General features: G+C 62.2%; 31 protein-coding genes. All 31 read left to right on the top strand.

Annotated elements, in window-relative coordinates; translation table 11 throughout:
• Positions 1–205: 30S ribosomal protein S10 (rpsJ, locus tag Q0629_RS05840; RefSeq protein WP_298780110.1), on the top strand; the 205-nt coding region annotated here is incomplete at its 5' end.
• Between the two features lie 51 nt (positions 206–256).
• Positions 257–880, top strand: coding sequence for a 50S ribosomal protein L3 (gene rplC / locus Q0629_RS05835; RefSeq protein ID WP_298780107.1), 624 nt, complete (start codon positions 257–259; stop codon positions 878–880).
• Positions 881–908: 28 nt separating this feature from the next.
• Positions 909–1532, top strand: a complete 624-nt coding sequence (gene rplD, locus Q0629_RS05830; RefSeq protein ID WP_298780105.1) for a 50S ribosomal protein L4 — start codon at positions 909–911, stop codon at positions 1530–1532.
• Entirely contained in the window at positions 1529–1825 is a 297-nt protein-coding gene (gene rplW / locus Q0629_RS05825) for a 50S ribosomal protein L23 (RefSeq protein ID WP_298780102.1), read from the top strand. The genes rplD and rplW overlap by 4 nt, the downstream gene beginning before the upstream one ends.
• A gap of 16 nt (positions 1826–1841) precedes the next feature.
• Positions 1842–2669 carry a 50S ribosomal protein L2 gene (rplB, locus tag Q0629_RS05820; RefSeq protein WP_298780100.1) on the top strand — a complete coding sequence of 276 codons (828 nt, stop codon included), beginning with the start codon at positions 1842–1844 and terminating at the stop codon, positions 2667–2669.
• A gap of 22 nt (positions 2670–2691) precedes the next feature.
• Complete coding sequence (gene rpsS, locus Q0629_RS05815; protein ID WP_298780097.1) at positions 2692–2976, top strand: 30S ribosomal protein S19; 285 nt, start codon at positions 2692–2694, stop codon at positions 2974–2976.
• Between the two features lie 13 nt (positions 2977–2989).
• Positions 2990–3334, top strand: a complete 345-nt coding sequence (gene rplV, locus Q0629_RS05810; protein WP_298780094.1) for a 50S ribosomal protein L22 — start codon at positions 2990–2992, stop codon at positions 3332–3334.
• A gap of 12 nt (positions 3335–3346) precedes the next feature.
• Positions 3347–4027 (top strand): 30S ribosomal protein S3, encoded by a 681-nt coding sequence (gene rpsC / locus Q0629_RS05805; protein WP_208872829.1) that lies wholly within the window; start codon positions 3347–3349, stop codon positions 4025–4027.
• A 6-nt stretch (positions 4028–4033) separates the two neighbouring features.
• Complete coding sequence (gene rplP, locus Q0629_RS05800; RefSeq protein ID WP_298780090.1) at positions 4034–4459, top strand: 50S ribosomal protein L16; 426 nt, start codon at positions 4034–4036, stop codon at positions 4457–4459.
• On the top strand, positions 4459–4674 hold the full coding sequence (gene rpmC / locus Q0629_RS05795; protein ID WP_015556312.1) for a 50S ribosomal protein L29: 216 nt from the start codon (positions 4459–4461) through the stop codon (positions 4672–4674). The genes rplP and rpmC overlap by 1 nt, the downstream gene beginning before the upstream one ends.
• Positions 4675–4680: 6 nt before the next feature.
• Positions 4681–4983, top strand: coding sequence for a 30S ribosomal protein S17 (gene rpsQ / locus Q0629_RS05790; protein ID WP_298780084.1), 303 nt, complete (start codon positions 4681–4683; stop codon positions 4981–4983).
• Between the two features lie 3 nt (positions 4984–4986).
• Positions 4987–5355: a 50S ribosomal protein L14 gene (gene rplN, locus Q0629_RS05785; RefSeq protein WP_015556310.1), complete on the top strand. Its 369-nt coding sequence runs from the start codon at positions 4987–4989 to the stop codon at positions 5353–5355.
• Positions 5356–5369: 14 nt separating this feature from the next.
• Positions 5370–5693, top strand: coding sequence for a 50S ribosomal protein L24 (rplX, locus tag Q0629_RS05780; RefSeq protein ID WP_298780079.1), 324 nt, complete (start codon positions 5370–5372; stop codon positions 5691–5693).
• A 17-nt stretch (positions 5694–5710) separates the two neighbouring features.
• Positions 5711–6256: a 50S ribosomal protein L5 gene (rplE, locus tag Q0629_RS05775; protein WP_298780077.1), complete on the top strand. Its 546-nt coding sequence runs from the start codon at positions 5711–5713 to the stop codon at positions 6254–6256.
• A 19-nt stretch (positions 6257–6275) separates the two neighbouring features.
• Positions 6276–6461 carry a type Z 30S ribosomal protein S14 gene (locus Q0629_RS05770; protein WP_015556307.1) on the top strand — a complete coding sequence of 62 codons (186 nt, stop codon included), beginning with the start codon at positions 6276–6278 and terminating at the stop codon, positions 6459–6461.
• Between the two features lie 17 nt (positions 6462–6478).
• Positions 6479–6883, top strand: coding sequence for a 30S ribosomal protein S8 (gene rpsH, locus Q0629_RS05765; protein ID WP_298780069.1), 405 nt, complete (start codon positions 6479–6481; stop codon positions 6881–6883).
• 12 nt (positions 6884–6895) lie between these two features.
• A complete protein-coding gene (gene rplF, locus Q0629_RS05760) occupies positions 6896–7435 on the top strand; it encodes a 50S ribosomal protein L6 (RefSeq protein ID WP_298780067.1) in 540 nt (179 codons plus the stop codon).
• A gap of 16 nt (positions 7436–7451) precedes the next feature.
• On the top strand, positions 7452–7817 hold the full coding sequence (gene rplR, locus Q0629_RS05755; RefSeq protein WP_298780064.1) for a 50S ribosomal protein L18: 366 nt from the start codon (positions 7452–7454) through the stop codon (positions 7815–7817).
• Between the two features lie 21 nt (positions 7818–7838).
• Positions 7839–8360: a 30S ribosomal protein S5 gene (rpsE, locus tag Q0629_RS05750; protein ID WP_298780061.1), complete on the top strand. Its 522-nt coding sequence runs from the start codon at positions 7839–7841 to the stop codon at positions 8358–8360.
• A gap of 11 nt (positions 8361–8371) precedes the next feature.
• Positions 8372–8554, top strand: a complete 183-nt coding sequence (rpmD, locus tag Q0629_RS05745; RefSeq protein WP_015556304.1) for a 50S ribosomal protein L30 — start codon at positions 8372–8374, stop codon at positions 8552–8554.
• Between the two features lie 14 nt (positions 8555–8568).
• On the top strand, positions 8569–9015 hold the full coding sequence (gene rplO / locus Q0629_RS05740; RefSeq protein ID WP_298780059.1) for a 50S ribosomal protein L15: 447 nt from the start codon (positions 8569–8571) through the stop codon (positions 9013–9015).
• Between the two features lies 1 nt (position 9016).
• Positions 9017–10327, top strand: coding sequence for a preprotein translocase subunit SecY (secY, locus tag Q0629_RS05735; protein WP_298780057.1), 1311 nt, complete (start codon positions 9017–9019; stop codon positions 10325–10327).
• A 13-nt stretch (positions 10328–10340) separates the two neighbouring features.
• Positions 10341–10997, top strand: coding sequence for an adenylate kinase (locus Q0629_RS05730; RefSeq protein WP_298780055.1), 657 nt, complete (start codon positions 10341–10343; stop codon positions 10995–10997).
• Positions 10984–11769: a type I methionyl aminopeptidase gene (gene map / locus Q0629_RS05725; protein WP_298780053.1), complete on the top strand. Its 786-nt coding sequence runs from the start codon at positions 10984–10986 to the stop codon at positions 11767–11769. Before Q0629_RS05730 ends, map begins: the two co-directional genes overlap by 14 nt.
• 313 nt (positions 11770–12082) lie before the next feature.
• The gene (gene infA / locus Q0629_RS05720) at positions 12083–12313 is read left to right on the top strand and encodes a translation initiation factor IF-1 (protein ID WP_015556299.1); all 231 of its coding nucleotides are present in this window, start codon (positions 12083–12085) and stop codon (positions 12311–12313) included.
• A gap of 44 nt (positions 12314–12357) precedes the next feature.
• Positions 12358–12483, top strand: coding sequence for a 50S ribosomal protein L36 (gene rpmJ / locus Q0629_RS05715; RefSeq protein WP_298780049.1), 126 nt, complete (start codon positions 12358–12360; stop codon positions 12481–12483).
• A gap of 4 nt (positions 12484–12487) precedes the next feature.
• Positions 12488–12865 carry a 30S ribosomal protein S13 gene (gene rpsM, locus Q0629_RS05710; protein WP_298780047.1) on the top strand — a complete coding sequence of 126 codons (378 nt, stop codon included), beginning with the start codon at positions 12488–12490 and terminating at the stop codon, positions 12863–12865.
• Positions 12866–12907: 42 nt separating this feature from the next.
• Positions 12908–13303 (top strand): 30S ribosomal protein S11, encoded by a 396-nt coding sequence (gene rpsK / locus Q0629_RS05705; RefSeq protein WP_208872817.1) that lies wholly within the window; start codon positions 12908–12910, stop codon positions 13301–13303.
• A gap of 84 nt (positions 13304–13387) precedes the next feature.
• Positions 13388–14389 carry a DNA-directed RNA polymerase subunit alpha gene (locus tag Q0629_RS05700; RefSeq protein WP_298780042.1) on the top strand — a complete coding sequence of 334 codons (1002 nt, stop codon included), beginning with the start codon at positions 13388–13390 and terminating at the stop codon, positions 14387–14389.
• A 3-nt stretch (positions 14390–14392) separates the two neighbouring features.
• Positions 14393–14752: a 50S ribosomal protein L17 gene (gene rplQ / locus Q0629_RS05695; RefSeq protein ID WP_208872815.1), complete on the top strand. Its 360-nt coding sequence runs from the start codon at positions 14393–14395 to the stop codon at positions 14750–14752.
• A gap of 18 nt (positions 14753–14770) precedes the next feature.
• On the top strand, positions 14771–15398 hold a 628-nt coding region (locus Q0629_RS05690), incomplete at its 3' end, for an ATP-binding cassette domain-containing protein (protein ID WP_298780037.1).

Here is a 15398-nt window from a genome sequence, read left to right as displayed (position 1 = left end):
GGTTTCTGGCCCCATCCCGCTGCCCACCGAGATCGGCCGGGTGACGATCCTGAAGTCGCCCCACAAGGACAAGGACGCTCGGGAGCAGTTTGAGATGAGGACGCACAAGCGCCTCATCGACATCATTGAACCGACGCAGAAGACCATGGATGCGTTGATGCAGCTTAATCTTTCCTCTGGAGTGGACATCCAGATAAAGCTCTAGCCCTGGGGCTGGAGCCGACGGAAAGCGCTTAGGCTGAAAGGAGAGAAAACGATGGGTATAGGAATCCTGGGGAAGAAGATGGGCATGACTCAGATTTTCGACGCTGAGGGACAGGCTGTCGCGGTGACGGTTATCGCGGCGGGCCCGTGCCCGGTCGTGGCCGTCCGAACCCCCGAACAGAACGGATACTCTGCCGTTCTTCTCGGCTTTGGGGCCGTGAAGCCCCACAAGCTGTCCAAACCCGTAAAGGGCCTGTTCGACAAGAACAAGGTCGAGCCCAAAAAGACGCTTCGCGAGTTCCGCCTCGACAAGGCGGAGGGCTACGAGGTGGGGCAGGAAATCAGGGTGGATTTGTTTGAGGCGGGCGAGAAGGTAGACGTCAGCGGAGTCAGCAAGGGCAAGGGGTTTGCCGGAGTTATGAAGCGATACCACTTCGGCGGCCAGCAGTTCAGCCACGGAACCTCGGTGGAGCACCGCCATGGCGGCTCAAGCGGCGCTATCTCCTACCCCGGGCGCGTGTTTCCGGGGAAGAGGATGCCCGGACACATGGGAAGCGACAAGGTCACGGTCAAGAACCTGACGGTGATGGCCGTCGATCTGGAGAACAACCTCCTCCTTGTCAAGGGGGCCGTGCCGGGCGCTAAAGATGGCCTGGTCGCCCTGTACAAAAAGTAAGGGATAAGGGGAAGGAGGTAACCCGATTATGCCAACGATTAAAGTGGTTGATTTTAGCGGCCAGAGCGCCGGTGAGATGGAGCTCTCCGAGGTGGTGTTCGGCGCGCCGATTAACGTTGCCGTCATGCACCAGGTGGTGGTGGCGCACCTCGCGAACTGCCGCCAGGGGACGCACGCGGTGAAGACCCGCGGCGACGTCAGCGGCGGCGGCAAGAAGCCCTGGCGCCAGAAGCACACGGGCCGCGCCCGTCAGGGGAGCACCCGTTCGCCCCTCTGGGTCCACGGCGGCGTCGCTCACGGCCCCAAGATGAGGGACTACAGTCAGAAGGTGAACAAGAAGGTTCGCCGTCTGGCGTTGTTGAGTGCCCTCTCCGTGAAGGTCCGTGACGCGCAGATGCTGGTGGTCCGGGGCATGGAGATGGAGGCCCCCTCAACGAAGACGATGAAGGGCTTCATGAACGCCATCGGCGCCGAGAAGGCCCTCGTGATCTATAGCGGCAACGGCGAGAACGTGGCCCGCTCCGTCCGGAACATCCCCGGAGCCAGGTATCTGAACGTTGCGAGCATCAACGTTTACGATCTTCTGAACTCCAGGACGCTGGTCGTGACTCCGGAGGTCGTCGCCCGCCTTGAGGAGGTTTACGCGAGATGAGTCTTTCAGCTCACGATATCATTATTCGCCCCGTCATCACGGAGAAGAGCAGCGCTTTGATGGAGCTCAACAAGTACACCTTTGAGGTCCGCCGGGACGTGAACAAGATTCAGATCCGTAACGCGGTCGAGGAGGCCTTCAAGGTCAAGGTCTTGAGCGTCAACACCATCAACGTCAAGAGCAAGCCCAAGCGCATGGGCGCTTCCATTGGCAGGACGCGCTCCTGGAAAAAGGCGATCGTATCCCTCCCCCAGGGGCAGCGCATCGAGTTCTTCGAGGGCGCTTCGATCTAGAAAGGGGTAAGTCGATATGTCAATCAAACAGTTCAAACCCTATACCCCTGGCCGCCGTCAGATGACCATTCAGGGGCGTGAGGACATCACGGCGGACAAGCCGGAGCGCTCCCTGACCTGCGAGCTGCGCAAGCACGGCGGACGCAACAACACGGGGCGCATCACGATGCGCCACATCGGCGGCGGTCACAAGCGCACCTACCGCATCATCGACTTTCGCCGCGACAAGATCGGCGTCCCCGGCAAGGTGGCGACGATCGAGTACGATCCCAACCGCAACGCCCGCATCGCCCTGATTCACTACTTGGACGGCGAGAAGCGCTACATCCTTCTCCCCAAGGGGCTGAAGGTGGGGGACACGATCCTGGCCGGTCCGGAGGCGGACATCACGCCGGGTAACGCCCTGAAGCTGAAGGACATTCCGGTGGGCGCCATCGTTCACAACCTTGAGCTTCAGCCGGGCCACGGCGCGAAGCTGGTCCGCTCCGCGGGGACCTCCGCGCAGCTCATGGCCAAGGAGGGGAAGTACGCCTACCTCCGCATGCCGAGCGGCGAGCTCCGCCTCTTCCTCCTGGAGTGCATGGCCACGGTGGGGCAGGTCGGAAACGAGGAGTATGAAAACATCTCCCTGGGCAAGGCGGGGAAGACCCGCTGGAGCGGCCGTCGTTCCTCCGTCCGCGGCATGGTGATGAACCCGGTGGACCACCCGTTGGGCGGCGGCGAGGGAAAGAGCAAGAGCAACAAGCATCCCGTTTCTCCTTGGGGTACGCCGGCTAAGGGATATCGTACGCGCAAACACAAGGCCTCCGACAGGCTGATCGTGCGTCGCCGTTACGATAAGTAACAGACGAGGAGGACGTTAGAGGATGGCTCGTTCTACTAAAAAGGGACCTTTCATTGAACAGAGGCTCCTGGCTAGAATTGAGGATATGAACATATCGGGAAACAAGAAGGTCATCAAGACCTGGTCCCGTCGCTCCACGGTGGTCCCCCAGATGATCGGGCACACCATCGCCGTGCACAACGGCCGGATGCACCTGCCGGTGTACATCAGCGAAAACATGGTGGGGCACAAGCTGGGGGAGTTTGCCCCGACGCGCAAGTCCGCACGCCATGCCGGCCAGGAGCGCGTCGCCAAGGGCGTTAAGTAGGAGGGGGCCGCTGATGGAAGCTAAGACGATAGCAAGGGCCATGGCTCGCCAGGCCCGAATCGCCCCGACGAAGGTGAGGCAGGTTCTCACCCTGATTCGCGGCAAGGGCGCCGAGGAGGCCCTCACGATCCTTCGCTTCAGCCCCCAGAAGGCTGCGCGGATCGTGTACAAGGTCCTGCAGAGCGCGGTGGCGAACGCAGAGCACAACTACGGGATGGATATGGATAAGCTGTACGTCCTCACGGCCTTCGCGGACCAGGGACCCGTGATGAAGCGCTTTCGTCCCGTCTCCATGGGGCGCGCTCATCCTTATGTGCATCGCACATCCCATGTGACCGTTACGGTTGCGGAACGTTAGGAGGGTTTATTCGTGGGACAGAAGGTTCATCCCGTAGGATACAGGCTTGGTGTCGCCTCGGACTGGCAGTCCAAATGGTACGCGGGGCGCAAGGAGTACGCTGCAAAGCTCCATGAGGACCTCAGGCTTCATGACTGGATCATGAAGAAGTGGGAGGGGGCTGCCATCTCCCGCGTCGAGATCGAGCGCGTGGGGCACGTGATTCGTTTCACGATCTGGACGGCACGTCCCGGCGTCGTGATCGGCAAGGGCGGCACGGAGATCCAGACGATCAAGGACGAGCTTCAGGCCATGACCGGCGGCAAGGTGATGGTGAACGTCCATGAGTTGAAGAACCCCGACGTGGAGGCTCAGCTGGTTTCGGAGAGCATCGCCTCCGCCCTGGAGCGCCGCGTTTCCTTCCGCAGGGCCATGAAGCAGGCCATCTTCCGGGCGACGAAGGCGGGCGTCCTTGGGATCAAGGCCCAAGTGGCGGGGCGCCTTGGCGGCGCGGAGATCGCGCGCACGGAGTGGTACAACGAGGGGCGTCTTCCTCTCTCCACGATCAAGGCGGACATCGATTACGGCTTCGCCGAGGCCCGGACGATGTACGGCGTGATCGGCTGCAAGATCTGGATCTACCGCGACCGCGAGCACGAGCGTCCCATGATGATGCGCGGGTCGCGCCGCGATCGCGACAAGGCAAGGGGGTAGTTCTTTATGCTTATGCCCAGCAGAGTCAAATACCGTAAGTCGCACAGGTCCCCGCTGCGCGGCGTCTCCAAGGGAGGCACCACGATCGCCTTTGGCGACTGGGGGATTCAGGCGCTTGAGAACGTGTGGCTTACAGCGCGGCAGATCGAGGCGACGCGCGTCGCCATCTCCCGAAAGATGAAGAAGGGCGGCAAGATATGGATTCGGGTTTTTCCGGATCGCCCCTACACGAAGAAGCCCCTCGAAACCCGTATGGGAAAGGGAAAGGGCGCTCCTGAGTTCTGGGTTGCTGCCGTCAAGCGGGGCCGCGTGCTCTTCGAGTTCTCAGGGATCTCTCCTGAGCTCGCGGCGGAAGCCTTCAGAACGGCCTCGCACAAACTGCCCGTAAAGGTGCGCATTGTATCACGGGAAGGCATGGGTGGTGAAAACTGATGGATGCGACGAAACTTCGCGAACTCACGCTGGATGAGCTTCAGGAGAAGTACAGCCAGTACAAGGAGGAGCTCTTCAACCTTCGTTTTCAGAACGCAGTCGGGCAGCTCAAGAACACGAGCCGCATCCGTGACGTTCGCAAGACTATAGCCAGAGTGCTGACCATCGCGGGGGAAAAACGCCAGGCGATGGCCTCAGATGCCGCCAGGAGGTAGGTTTCCATGGAGCCTTATAAGGAGACAGCTCCCGTGCACCGCAAGGTCCGCGTGGGAATTGTCGTGAGCAACAAGATGGACAAGACGGTTGTGGTTAAGGTTTCCCGCCTCGCGGAGCACCCTCTCTACGGGAAGCGGATCCGCCGCGCGAAGAAGTACGTGGCGCACGACGCGGAGAACACCTGCCGGGTGGGCGACGAGGTTCGCATTCGCGAAACCCGGCCCCTGAGCAAGACGAAGAGATGGGAACTGGTTGAGGTCACGCGGCGTGCTCCCGTCTTCGATTCTGATACGCCCGGAGAGGAGTAACTTATGATTCAGCTGACGACAGTACTGAACGTTGCTGACAATTCGGGCGCGCGGAAGCTGTTCTGCATTCAGGTCATGGGAGGCAGCAAGCGCAAGTGGGGCACGATCGGCGACGTCATCGTCGCCTCGGTGAGGGAGGCCATCCCCAACAGCAACATCGCGAAGGGATCGGTCGTCAAGGCCGTGATCGTTCGGACCCGCAAGGAGGTTCGTCGCCGCGACGGCTCCTACGTCCGTTTCGACGACAACGCGGCAGTGATCATCGACGCCAACGGCGAGCCCAAGGGCACGCGCATCTTCGGGCCCGTCGGCAGAGAGCTGCGCGCCAAGAAGTACATGCGCATCCTCTCGCTTGCGCCTGAAGTGGTTTAGGAGGCTGTGCCATTATGTCTGTAAGGCTTAAGAAAAACGACCGGGTGCGCGTGATATCCGGCAAGGACAAGGGGAAAGAGGGCAAGATCCTGCGCCGCATCCCGGACTGTGATCTGGTGGTGGTGGAGGGCGTGAACCTGGTTTCGCGTCACGTGCGCCCGACCCAGAAGAACCCCCAGTCCGGAATCCACAAGCAGGAGGCGCCCATCTACGCCTCGAAGGTCATGCTGGTCTGTCCCCATTGCGGCGCAGCGGTGCGCGTGGGCTCCTCCTTCCTGGAGAGCGGCAAGAAGGTTCGAGTCTGCAAAAAGTGCAGTGAGATCATCGACAAGGCCTGAGTGGGGAGGAGTTAGAAATGGTTCCGCGCATGTTGGAAAAATACAAGAAGGAGATCTCTCCCGCCCTGCTTAAGGAGTTTGGATACAAGAACGTCATGCAGCTCCCCAGGGTCGAGAAGGTCGTCGTGAACATCGGGGTGGGCGACGCGAAGCTGGACATCAAGTTCATGGATGCCGCCATTGCGGAGCTCCGCGCCATCACGGGCCAGCAGCCCCTCCTGAAGCGCGCCAAGAAGTCCGTTGCGGGCTTCAAGGTCCGCGAGGGGATGCCCGTGGCCTGCTCGGTGACGCTCAGGGGAAATCGCATGTGGGAGTTCCTGGACCGCCTCATCTCCCTCGCGCTGCCCAGCATCAAGGACTTCCAGGGGGTTTCCCGCAGGGGCTTTGACGGGCGCGGCAATTACAACCTCGGCCTTCGGGAGCAGCTGATCTTTCCGGAGATCAGCTACGACAAGGTGATCCGCTCAAGGGGCATGAACGTTTCCATCGTAACGAGCGCGTCCACGGACGAGGAGGCCCATGCGCTCCTCAAGGGCATGGGAATGCCCTTCAACAACCGCTAAAGAGGGGGCACGATCTGAAATGGCAAGGAAAGCGTTGAAGTACAAGGCAAAGCTGCCCCCCAAGTTTGAGGTTCGGCAGCACAACCGCTGCCCGCTCTGCGGCAGAATCCACGGATATATGCGCATGTTTGATATGTGCCGCTGCTGCTTCCGCAAGCTTGCCCGCGAGGGCAGAATACCCGGCGTTGTCAAGTCGAGCTGGTAGCCTAAGGGGGCAACGGAATGTACGTTAACGATCCTATCGCGGATATGCTCACGAGGGTGCGCAACGCGAACATGATTTACAGCGAAAGCGTGGATGTTCCCGCAAGCAAGATGAAACTGGCCATCGCCAGGATCCTGAAGGACGAGGGGTACATCAAGAACGTCAAGACGATCACCGATCCGAAGAAGCCCTACGCCTCCATCCGCATCTTCCTCTCCTACGGGCCGGAGCGTGAGCGGGTGATCCAGGGGCTGCGCCGCATCAGCAAGCCCGGCCGACGCCTCTACGTGGGGAAGGACAAGCTTCCGGTCGTCATGGGCGGCCTGGGGCTCGCGATCCTCTCCACCTCTCAGGGGCTCAAGACCGGCACCGAGGCCATGAAGCTGGGCCTCGGCGGCGAAGTCCTGTGCTACGTGTGGTAAGGGGGCTTCTCTATGTCTCGTATTGGACGAAAAGCGGTGGTCCTGCCCAAGGGAGCCGCGGTCTCCGTCAAGGGAGATAAGATCGCAGTCAAGGGCCCCAAAGGCGAGCTCTTCGCGCCCCTGATGCCGGGCATCGCCGTGGACGTTGAGGGCGAGAAGGTGCACGTCACCCGATCGGGCGACGACAAGCAGACCTGTGCGTGGCACGGCATGACCCGTGCCCTGATCGCGAACATGGTCACCGGGGTGACCGAGGGCTTTCAGAGGACGATGGAGATCGTGGGCGTCGGCTGGAGGGCTCAGCTGCAGGGCAAGAAGCTGGTCATGAACCTGGGCTTTTCGCATAACGTCGAGTTCACCCCTCCGAGTGGCGTCGAGATCGTGGTGGAGAACCCGATCAAGATCGTCGTCAAGGGGATCGATAAGGAGCTGGTGGGGCAGACCTGTGCGCTCCTGCGTCAGTATCGCCCGCCGGAGCCCTATCACGGCAAGGGCATCCGCTTTGAGAACGAGCACATCATCCGCAAGGCCGGAAAAACGGGTGCGAAGTAGCTAGGGAGCGCAGAAGATGAGAAAACGAAGCAGAAACGATATGCGCATTGTGCGGCATGAGAGGCTGCGCCGCACGTTGGCCGGCACGGCAGAGAAGCCGCGGATGGCCGTTTTCCACAGCCTGAACCACCTTTATGTTCAGATCATCGACGACGACCTGGGACGTACTCTGGCCTCCGTTTCCACCCTTGAGAAGTCCCTGAGGGGTGAGCTCAAGGGGACCTGCAACGTGGAGGCTGCCAAGGTCGTCGGCAGGCTGGCCGCGGAGCGCGCGAAGGCGAAGGGGATCGAAACGGTGGTCTTTGATCGCGGCGGGCATCAGTATCATGGCAAGGTCAAAGCCCTGGCTGACGCGGCGCGCGAGGCCGGCCTTAAGTTTTAGGATCAGGAGAGCAGGCTGAACATGATCAAAAAGCGAATCGATGCTAAATCACTGGACCTCAAGGAGCGCGTTGTCGCCATAAATCGCGTCAGCAAGGTCGTCAAGGGCGGAAAGCGCTTTAAGTTCGCGGTCCTCGTGGTGGTGGGCGACGGCGACCGCTACGTCGGGGCTGGAATTGGCAAGGCCAAGGAGATCGCCGAGGCCGTGCGCAAGGGGATCGAGAAGGCCAGCAAGGAGCTCGTCGCCATCCGCAGGAACGGCGACACGATGCCGCACCCCGTCACCGGGTGCTTCGGCGCGGCGAAGGTCCTCCTCAAGCCCGCACCCGCCGGAACGGGAGTCATCGCGGGCGGAGTGGTGCGCGCCATCATGGAGCTCGGAGGGGTGAAGGACGTCGTCACCAAGGTGGTGGGGCGGACCTCCAACTCCATCAACGTGGCCTGGGCCACCCTTGAGGCGATCAAGGAGACCCGGACGGCGGACGAGATCTATAAGCTTCGCGGCAAGAAGGTGGCGGAGCCGGCGTCCGTCTCCGCGGATTAGGAGGGTTGACCATGGCTAAGATTAAGGTCAAATGGGTCAAGAGCGCCATCGGTTTCGCGGAGCGTCAGAAGCGGACGATCAAGGCCCTTGGCTTCAAGAAGTTGCAGTCCACGGTGGAGCACGAGGACACCCCGCAGATCCGCGGCATGATTGAGCACGTCCGGCACCTTGTGGTCTGGACTGTGGAAGACTGAGGAGGAGGACGGGTATGAACCTTCATGATCTCAGGCCCGCACCGAACTCCCGCACCAAGGCGAAGCGCCTGGGGCAGGGCATCGGCAGCGGGACGGGCAAGACCTCCGGCAAGGGCAACAAGGGACACAAGGCGCGCACGGGCGGCGGCGTTCGTCCGGGGTTTGAGGGCGGCCAGATGCCCCTCGTGAGGCGGACGCCCAAGCGCGGCTTCAACAACGCCCGCTTTGCACGGACCTATCACATCGTCAACATCGGGTCCATCGAGGACAAGTTCGAGGCCGGCCAGGAGGTCACTCCCGATACCCTCCTGAGGGCGGGCCTGATCTCGGACGCCTCCCTTCCCGTCAAGGTTCTGGCGAAGGGGGACTTGCACAAGGCCCTCACCGTGAGGGCGAACGCCTTCAGCAAGGGTGCGGAGGAAAAGATCAAGGCGGCTGGCGGGAAGGCTGAGGTGATCTGACGTGTTCGGGTCTCTCGGCGACGCCTTCAAACTGCCTGACCTGAAAAGACGCCTCCTCTTCACCCTCGGCATCCTCTTCATCTTCCGGCTTGGGGCTCACATCCCAACGCCGGGAGTTGACACCGCCGCCATGGCGAACCTCTTCAACAGCGTCGGGGGCGGTGTGATGGACTTCCTGAACCTCTTCTCCGGCGGCGCGCTGAGCCAGTTCAGCATCTTCTCCCTTGGCGTGGCACCCTACATCAACTCGAGCATCGTGATGCAGCTCCTCGTGGTGATCTTCCCCGCCCTGGAAAAGATGCAGAAGGACAGCGCGGACGGCCGCAAGAAGCTCATCCAGTGGACGCGGTACGGCTCGATCGTCTTTGCGGTCGTGCAGGCCGTGGGCATGACGGCGTGGATCGGCAACCAGGGGATATTCTCAGGCACACTGGGGGACGCCTTCATGATCGTCACCACCCTCACGGCCGGGTCCCTGGCGGTGATGTGGCTGGGCGAGGAGCTCTCGGACCACGGGATCGGCAACGGCATCTCCCTCCTGATCTTCGCCGGCATCGTCGCTCGTATTCCGGAGGCCTTCATCCGCGTGGGGACGATGCTGCGCCTCGGCGAGATGAACTTCCTGGCGCTCCTTGCGGGGCTCGCGCTGATGATCGTCGTGGTGGCGGGATGCATCCTGCTGCAGGAGGGGCAGCGCCGCCTTCCGGTGCAGTACGCCAAGCGCGTCGTGGGAAACAAGGTCTACGGCGGACAGAGCACCTTCATCCCCTTGAAGATCAACCAGGCGGGGGTCATCCCTATCATCTTCGCCTCCTCCATCCTGATCTTCCCCTACACCATCGCCAACTTCTTCAGCGACAGTTCCGTTGGGGCCTTTATCCGTGACCTCTTTGCGGCGGGCAGGATATTCTCCTTCTACACGCTCTGCTACGTCGTGCTGGTCGTCTTCTTCTCCTACTTCTACACGGCGGTGGTCTTCAACCCGACGGACATCGCCTCGAACATGAAGAAGTACGGCGGCTTCATCCTGGGCATCCGTCCGGGGCAGCCGACGTCGGACTACATCAGCCGCGTGATGGAGCGCATCACCATGGCGGGGGGCATCTTCCTGGCGATCGTCGCCATCATCCCCAACGTGATGACCTCCATCGTGGGGACCCGGAGCTTCTACTTCGGCGGGACGGCGGTCCTGATCGTGGTGGGCGTCGCCCTGGACACGATCAACCAGATCGAGGCCCAGCTCCTGATGCGCCACTACGACGGAATCCTGAAGAAGTCCGGCGGAAAGGCCGGAAGCCTGCTTCGCATGTAGGGGGCGGGACGAGATGCGACTAGTCCTTTTAGGCGCTCCCGGCGCCGGCAAGGGGACGCAGGCCGCCCTGCTGAAGGAGCGGGAGGCGTGCGTCCACGTTTCGACGGGGGACATCTTCAGGAAGAACCTGGGGGATAGGACGCCCCTTGGGCTGGAGGCGAAGAAGTTCATGGACCAGGGTGCCCTGGTGCCGGACGACCTCGTCCTGAAGATGGTGTCCTCCCGGCTCCTGGAGCCCGACGCGACGGAGGGCTTCCTCTTGGACGGCTTCCCCAGGACGGTGCCCCAGGCGGAGTTCCTGGAGTCCTTCCTGACGGAGCACCACGCGAAGCTAGACGCAGTGCTCCTGTTCTCCATCGACGACGAAGCCCTCGTCCGCCGCCTCTCCAACCGGAGGACCTGCCGCTCCTGCGGGGGGATCTTCAACCTCCTCACGATGGGCGGGGCCGTCAGCGCGAAGTGCCCCTCCTGCGGCGGCGAGCTCCATCAGAGGGACGACGACCAGGAGGCGGTGATCCGCAACAGGCTCAAGGTCTTTCACGAGCAGACGGAACCCCTGATCGCCTGGTATCGGGACCGGGGGCTCCTCTCCGAGATCGACGCATCGAGCGACCCGGAAACCATCTACGCAGGGGTAAAGGCTGCGTTGAACCGGCATGCTGCACCTTAAGACCCCCGACGAGATCGACCTGCTGCGCAAGGCGGGCAGGGTTGTGGCGGATATCCTGGACCACATCGGCACGGTGGTCCGTCCCGGCATCTCCACGGGAGAGCTGGACCGCATCGCGGGCGAGCACATCAGCGCCTGCGGCGGAACGGCCGCCTTCAAGGGGTATCGGATGACGAGCAGTACGCCTCCCTTTCCGGGGATCGTCTGCGCCTCTATCAACGACGAGATCGTACACGGCATCCCCTCGGATGAGCGGAAGCTCGAGGAGGGGGACATCCTCAGCATCGACGTGGGGGTCTGCCTGAACGGCTACTTCGGGGACGCGGCCTGCACCTACCCGGTGGGAGCCATCAGCCCGGAGCGTCAAAAGCTCCTGGAGGTGACGGAAACCTCCCTGAACAGGGCCATCGAGGCGGCCAGGGTGGGAAAGACAGTGGGCGATATCGGCTATGCGGTGGAGTCCTACGCCGTGCCCCTGAAGTACGGCATCGTCCGGGACTACACGGGACACGGGGTGGGGCAAAAGCTGCACGAGGCCCCGCAGGTCCCCAATTTCGGGCGTCCGGGACGCGGCGTCATGCTGCAGAAGGGGATGACCCTGGCCATCGAGCCCATGATCATGTCGGGGCGCGAGGCGGTCCGGGTGGGCGAAAACGGCTGGACGGTCCTCACTGCCGACGGTTCTGACGCGGCGCATTTTGAGCGGTCCATCGTCATCCTGGACGACGGACCAGAGATATTGACCCCATGGACAAGCCGGATGGGCCGTTAGGCCCGGACCCCGTTCCCTGCCGTCTTGGGCAGGTGGTCCGATCCACAAAGGGAAAGGACCGAGGCAGGCTTTATGTGGTCGTGGGTTTCTTAGACGGAAATCGACTGGCTTTGGCGGATGCGGAGCGGTTCAATGTTCTGCAGCCCAAGAAGAAGAATCCAAGGCATGTTCAGGTGACGCCGCAGTGTGCGGCGGAGTTGGTCGCTTTGATAGAGGCGGGTAAGAACATCGACCGAGGCCGCTTCTGCCAGATTCTCGCAGGGCTCGGGATGCGCTTAGATTGAGATTTCAGAACGGAGAGGCAGGGCAGCATATGGCAAACGCAGGCGGCAAAGAGGAAGTCATCGAGGCTAAGGGAGTGATCTCGGAACCTCTCCCCAACGCCATGTTTCGCGTGGAGCTGGAGAACGGGCACAAGCTTCTGGCGCACGTTTCGGGGAAGATGAGGATGCACTTCATCCGCATCCTCCCTGGGGACAGGGTGCTGGTCGAGGTATCTCCCTACGATTTGAGCCGGGGAAGGATCATATATCGCTATAAATAAGGGCTGACCTTATTTTAAGTTTGTTTTTTCAAGGAGTGGGAGCAATGAAGGTTAAACCGTCGGTCAAGCCGATCTGTGAGTTCTGCAGGGTGATCCGCCGCCATGGCGTCGTTCACGTCATCTGCAGCCGTAACCCGCGTCATAAGCAGCGCCAGGGTGTGAGGAGGTAATCGAATGGCTCGTATTTCAGGTGTGGACCTTCCGCGCGAGAAGCGCATCGAGATTGCCTTGACGTATATCTTCGGCATCGGAGTGCCCTCCGCCAGGAAGATACTGGCGGCGACGGGCGTGAACCCTGACGTCCGCGTGAAGGACCTCAGCGAGGACGACGCTCAGAAGCTGCGCCGCGAGATTGAGGAGCACTACGTCGTGGAGGGCGACCTGCGCCGCGAGGTCAGCATGAACATCAAGCGCCTGATGGACATCGGGTGCTACAGGGGGCTCCGGCATCGCCTGGGACTTCCCGTCCGCGGGCAGAAGACGAAGACGAACGCAAGGACGCGCAAGGGCAAGCGCCGCACGGTGGCCAACAAGAAGGTCGCCACGAAGTAGCGGCCGGGCCTGAACGGAATTTTTAGAGGAGGCGAAACTCGCGTGGCGAAGAGAACGGCAGTCCGCAAGGGCAAGAAACGTGAGAAGAAGAACATAAACTATGGAGTGGCTCACATCTACTCCACCTTTAACAACACGATCCTCTGCATCAGCGACAAGGAGGGGAACGTCATCTCCTGGTCCAGCGGCGGCAACGTGGGCTACAAGGGGACCCGCAAGTCCACCCCCTACGCGGCGCAGATCGTGGCCCAGCAGGTGGCCAAGGGCGCTCAGGATCACGGCGTGCAGGAGATCGACGTCATCGTCAAGGGCCCCGGCCCCGGCCGTGAGTCCGCGATTCGTTCCCTGCAGGCGGCGGGACTTCAGGTCAACCTCATCAAGGATACGACTCCCATTCCTCACAACGGCTGCCGGCCGCCGAAAAGACGCCGCGTCTAACAGCGCCCCTTGATCAGCGGCTGGAAGTTGATGGGCGCGATGGAATGCGGCCCTTGGCGTCTGCGAAGAATAGGAGCGTAAACTATGTTGGAAACCTTGGAGATCTTGCGCCCGGTGCTTAAGCTGGAGGAGAACACTCCGACTTACGGGCGCCTGTACCTGGAGCCCCTGGAACGCGGGTATGGAATGACGTTGGGAAATGCGCTTCGAAGGGTGCTCCTCTCTTCGATCCGGGGCGCTGCGATCACGTCGGTGCGCATCGACGGGGTGCTGCACGAGTTCAGCACGGTCCCTGGCGTGCGGGAGGACGTGATGGAGATCCTGATGAACCTGAAGCACATCCCCGTCCGCTCCAAGAGCAAGGAGGTTCGCGTGGTCTCCCTGGACGTTGAGAGGGCGGGGCTCGTGACAGCCGGAGATATCCCGGAGAACGGCGAGATCGAGTTTATCGACCCGGACGCGAAGATCTGCACCATGGAGGAGGGCGCCCACCTCAGCATGGAGCTCTACATCGAGCAGGGGACGGGTTACCTCTCCGCCGAGCGCCCCAGGCCGGCCTATCTTCCCCTGGACGCGCTGCTCACGGACGCGATCTTCTCCCCCGTGCTCCGGGTGAACTACCGGGTGGAGGCGGCGCGGGTCGGACAGAGGACCGACTTTGAACGGCTGGCGATGGACGTCTGGACCAATGGGATCATCGCCCCGGACGCGGCGGTGGGCGAGGCGGCCCAGATCGTTCAGACGTACTTCGGCTACATCGTGGCCAGCGTCGGCCAGGCCGGCGCGGACGGGTCCGGAAGCGGCGTCTACGACCTGGACCTGGGCGCGGACAGGAGGAGTGGGCCGGCGGGGAACGAGGAGCTCCTTGCCAGGCCGGTCCGCGAGCTGGAGCTCTCCATACGCAGCGAGAACTGCCTGCTGCGCGGAGGGGTCCAGACGATCGGGGATCTTCTTCAGAAATCCCGCGAGGACCTCTTGAAGATCCGCAACCTCGGCAAGATATCTCTGACCGAGATTGAGGAAAAACTGGAAAGCGCGGGGTTAAAGCTGCGCGAGAAAAAGGAAAAAGCAGGTAAGGAGGATTAACCTATGAGACACCGTGTGGATCATAGAACGCTCGGCCGATACGGCAGCCACAGGATGGCGATGCTGGGCAACATGGCGGCCAGCCTGTTCCTGAGCGGACAGGTCAGGACCACCGTCACCCGTGCCAAGGAGCTTCGCCGCGTTGCCGAGAAGCTCATCACCCGCGCTCGTGGCGGCTCGGTGCACGACATTCGCGTCGTGTTCTCCCGAATGCCCCACAAGGAGGCCGCGACGAAGCTCTTCAAAGAAGTGGCTCCCCGCTACATGTCCTTCGACAAGGGCGGCTACACCCGCATCGTCAAGCTGGGCGTCCGCGCGGGCGACGGCTCCGAGATGGCCGTCGTCCAGTTGATCGAGAAGTAAGCGCGCCGTCCGAGAGCCTTGAACGGATCGAAGGCCTCCCGTCCCCCCATGCTTGAGCTGCGCTCCGTTTCCTTTTCCTACGACGGAGCGCGCCAGGCACTTAAGGACATCTCACTCAGGGTCGGCTGCGGCGAGCGGGTCGCCGTCCTGGGCCACAACGGGTCCGGAAAATCGACGCTCGTCAAGATCATGGGCGCCCTGCAGGTTCCATCGCGGGGCGCCTGTTTTATATCCGGACGTGACGCGCAGGACCTCCCCTTCCGGGAACTGCGGGGGCTGGTGGGGGTCGTCTTTCAGGACCCGGAGAACCAGATCGTCGGGGCGGTGGTGGAGGACGACGCGGCCTTTGCTCCGGAGAATCAGGGCCTGCCCCCGCAGGAGATTCAGGCCCGCGTGGACTGGGCCCTTGAGAGGGTCGGGATGCGGCACAAGCGCAGGGCGATGGTTTCCGCCCTGTCGGGCGGGGAGAAGCAGCGCGTCGCGTTGGCCGGCGCGCTGGCCGCCCGCGTGCGCTGCCTGATCCTGGACGAGCCGACCTCGATGCTGGACCCGGAGGGGCGCCTGGAGGTGGAGGAGGTCCTGCGGAGGGTCCACGCTTCGGGCGTCACCCTGATCCAGGTGACACACCAGCTGGAGAACTTCGACG

Origin of the sequence: uncultured Fretibacterium sp. (genome assembly GCF_938030725.1) — a bacterium.
Taxonomy (GTDB): Bacteria; Synergistota; Synergistia; order Synergistales; family Aminobacteriaceae; genus Fretibacterium.
The sequence above is the reverse complement of the archived record's forward strand: the minus strand, read 5'-3'. Positions and strand labels throughout refer to the sequence as shown.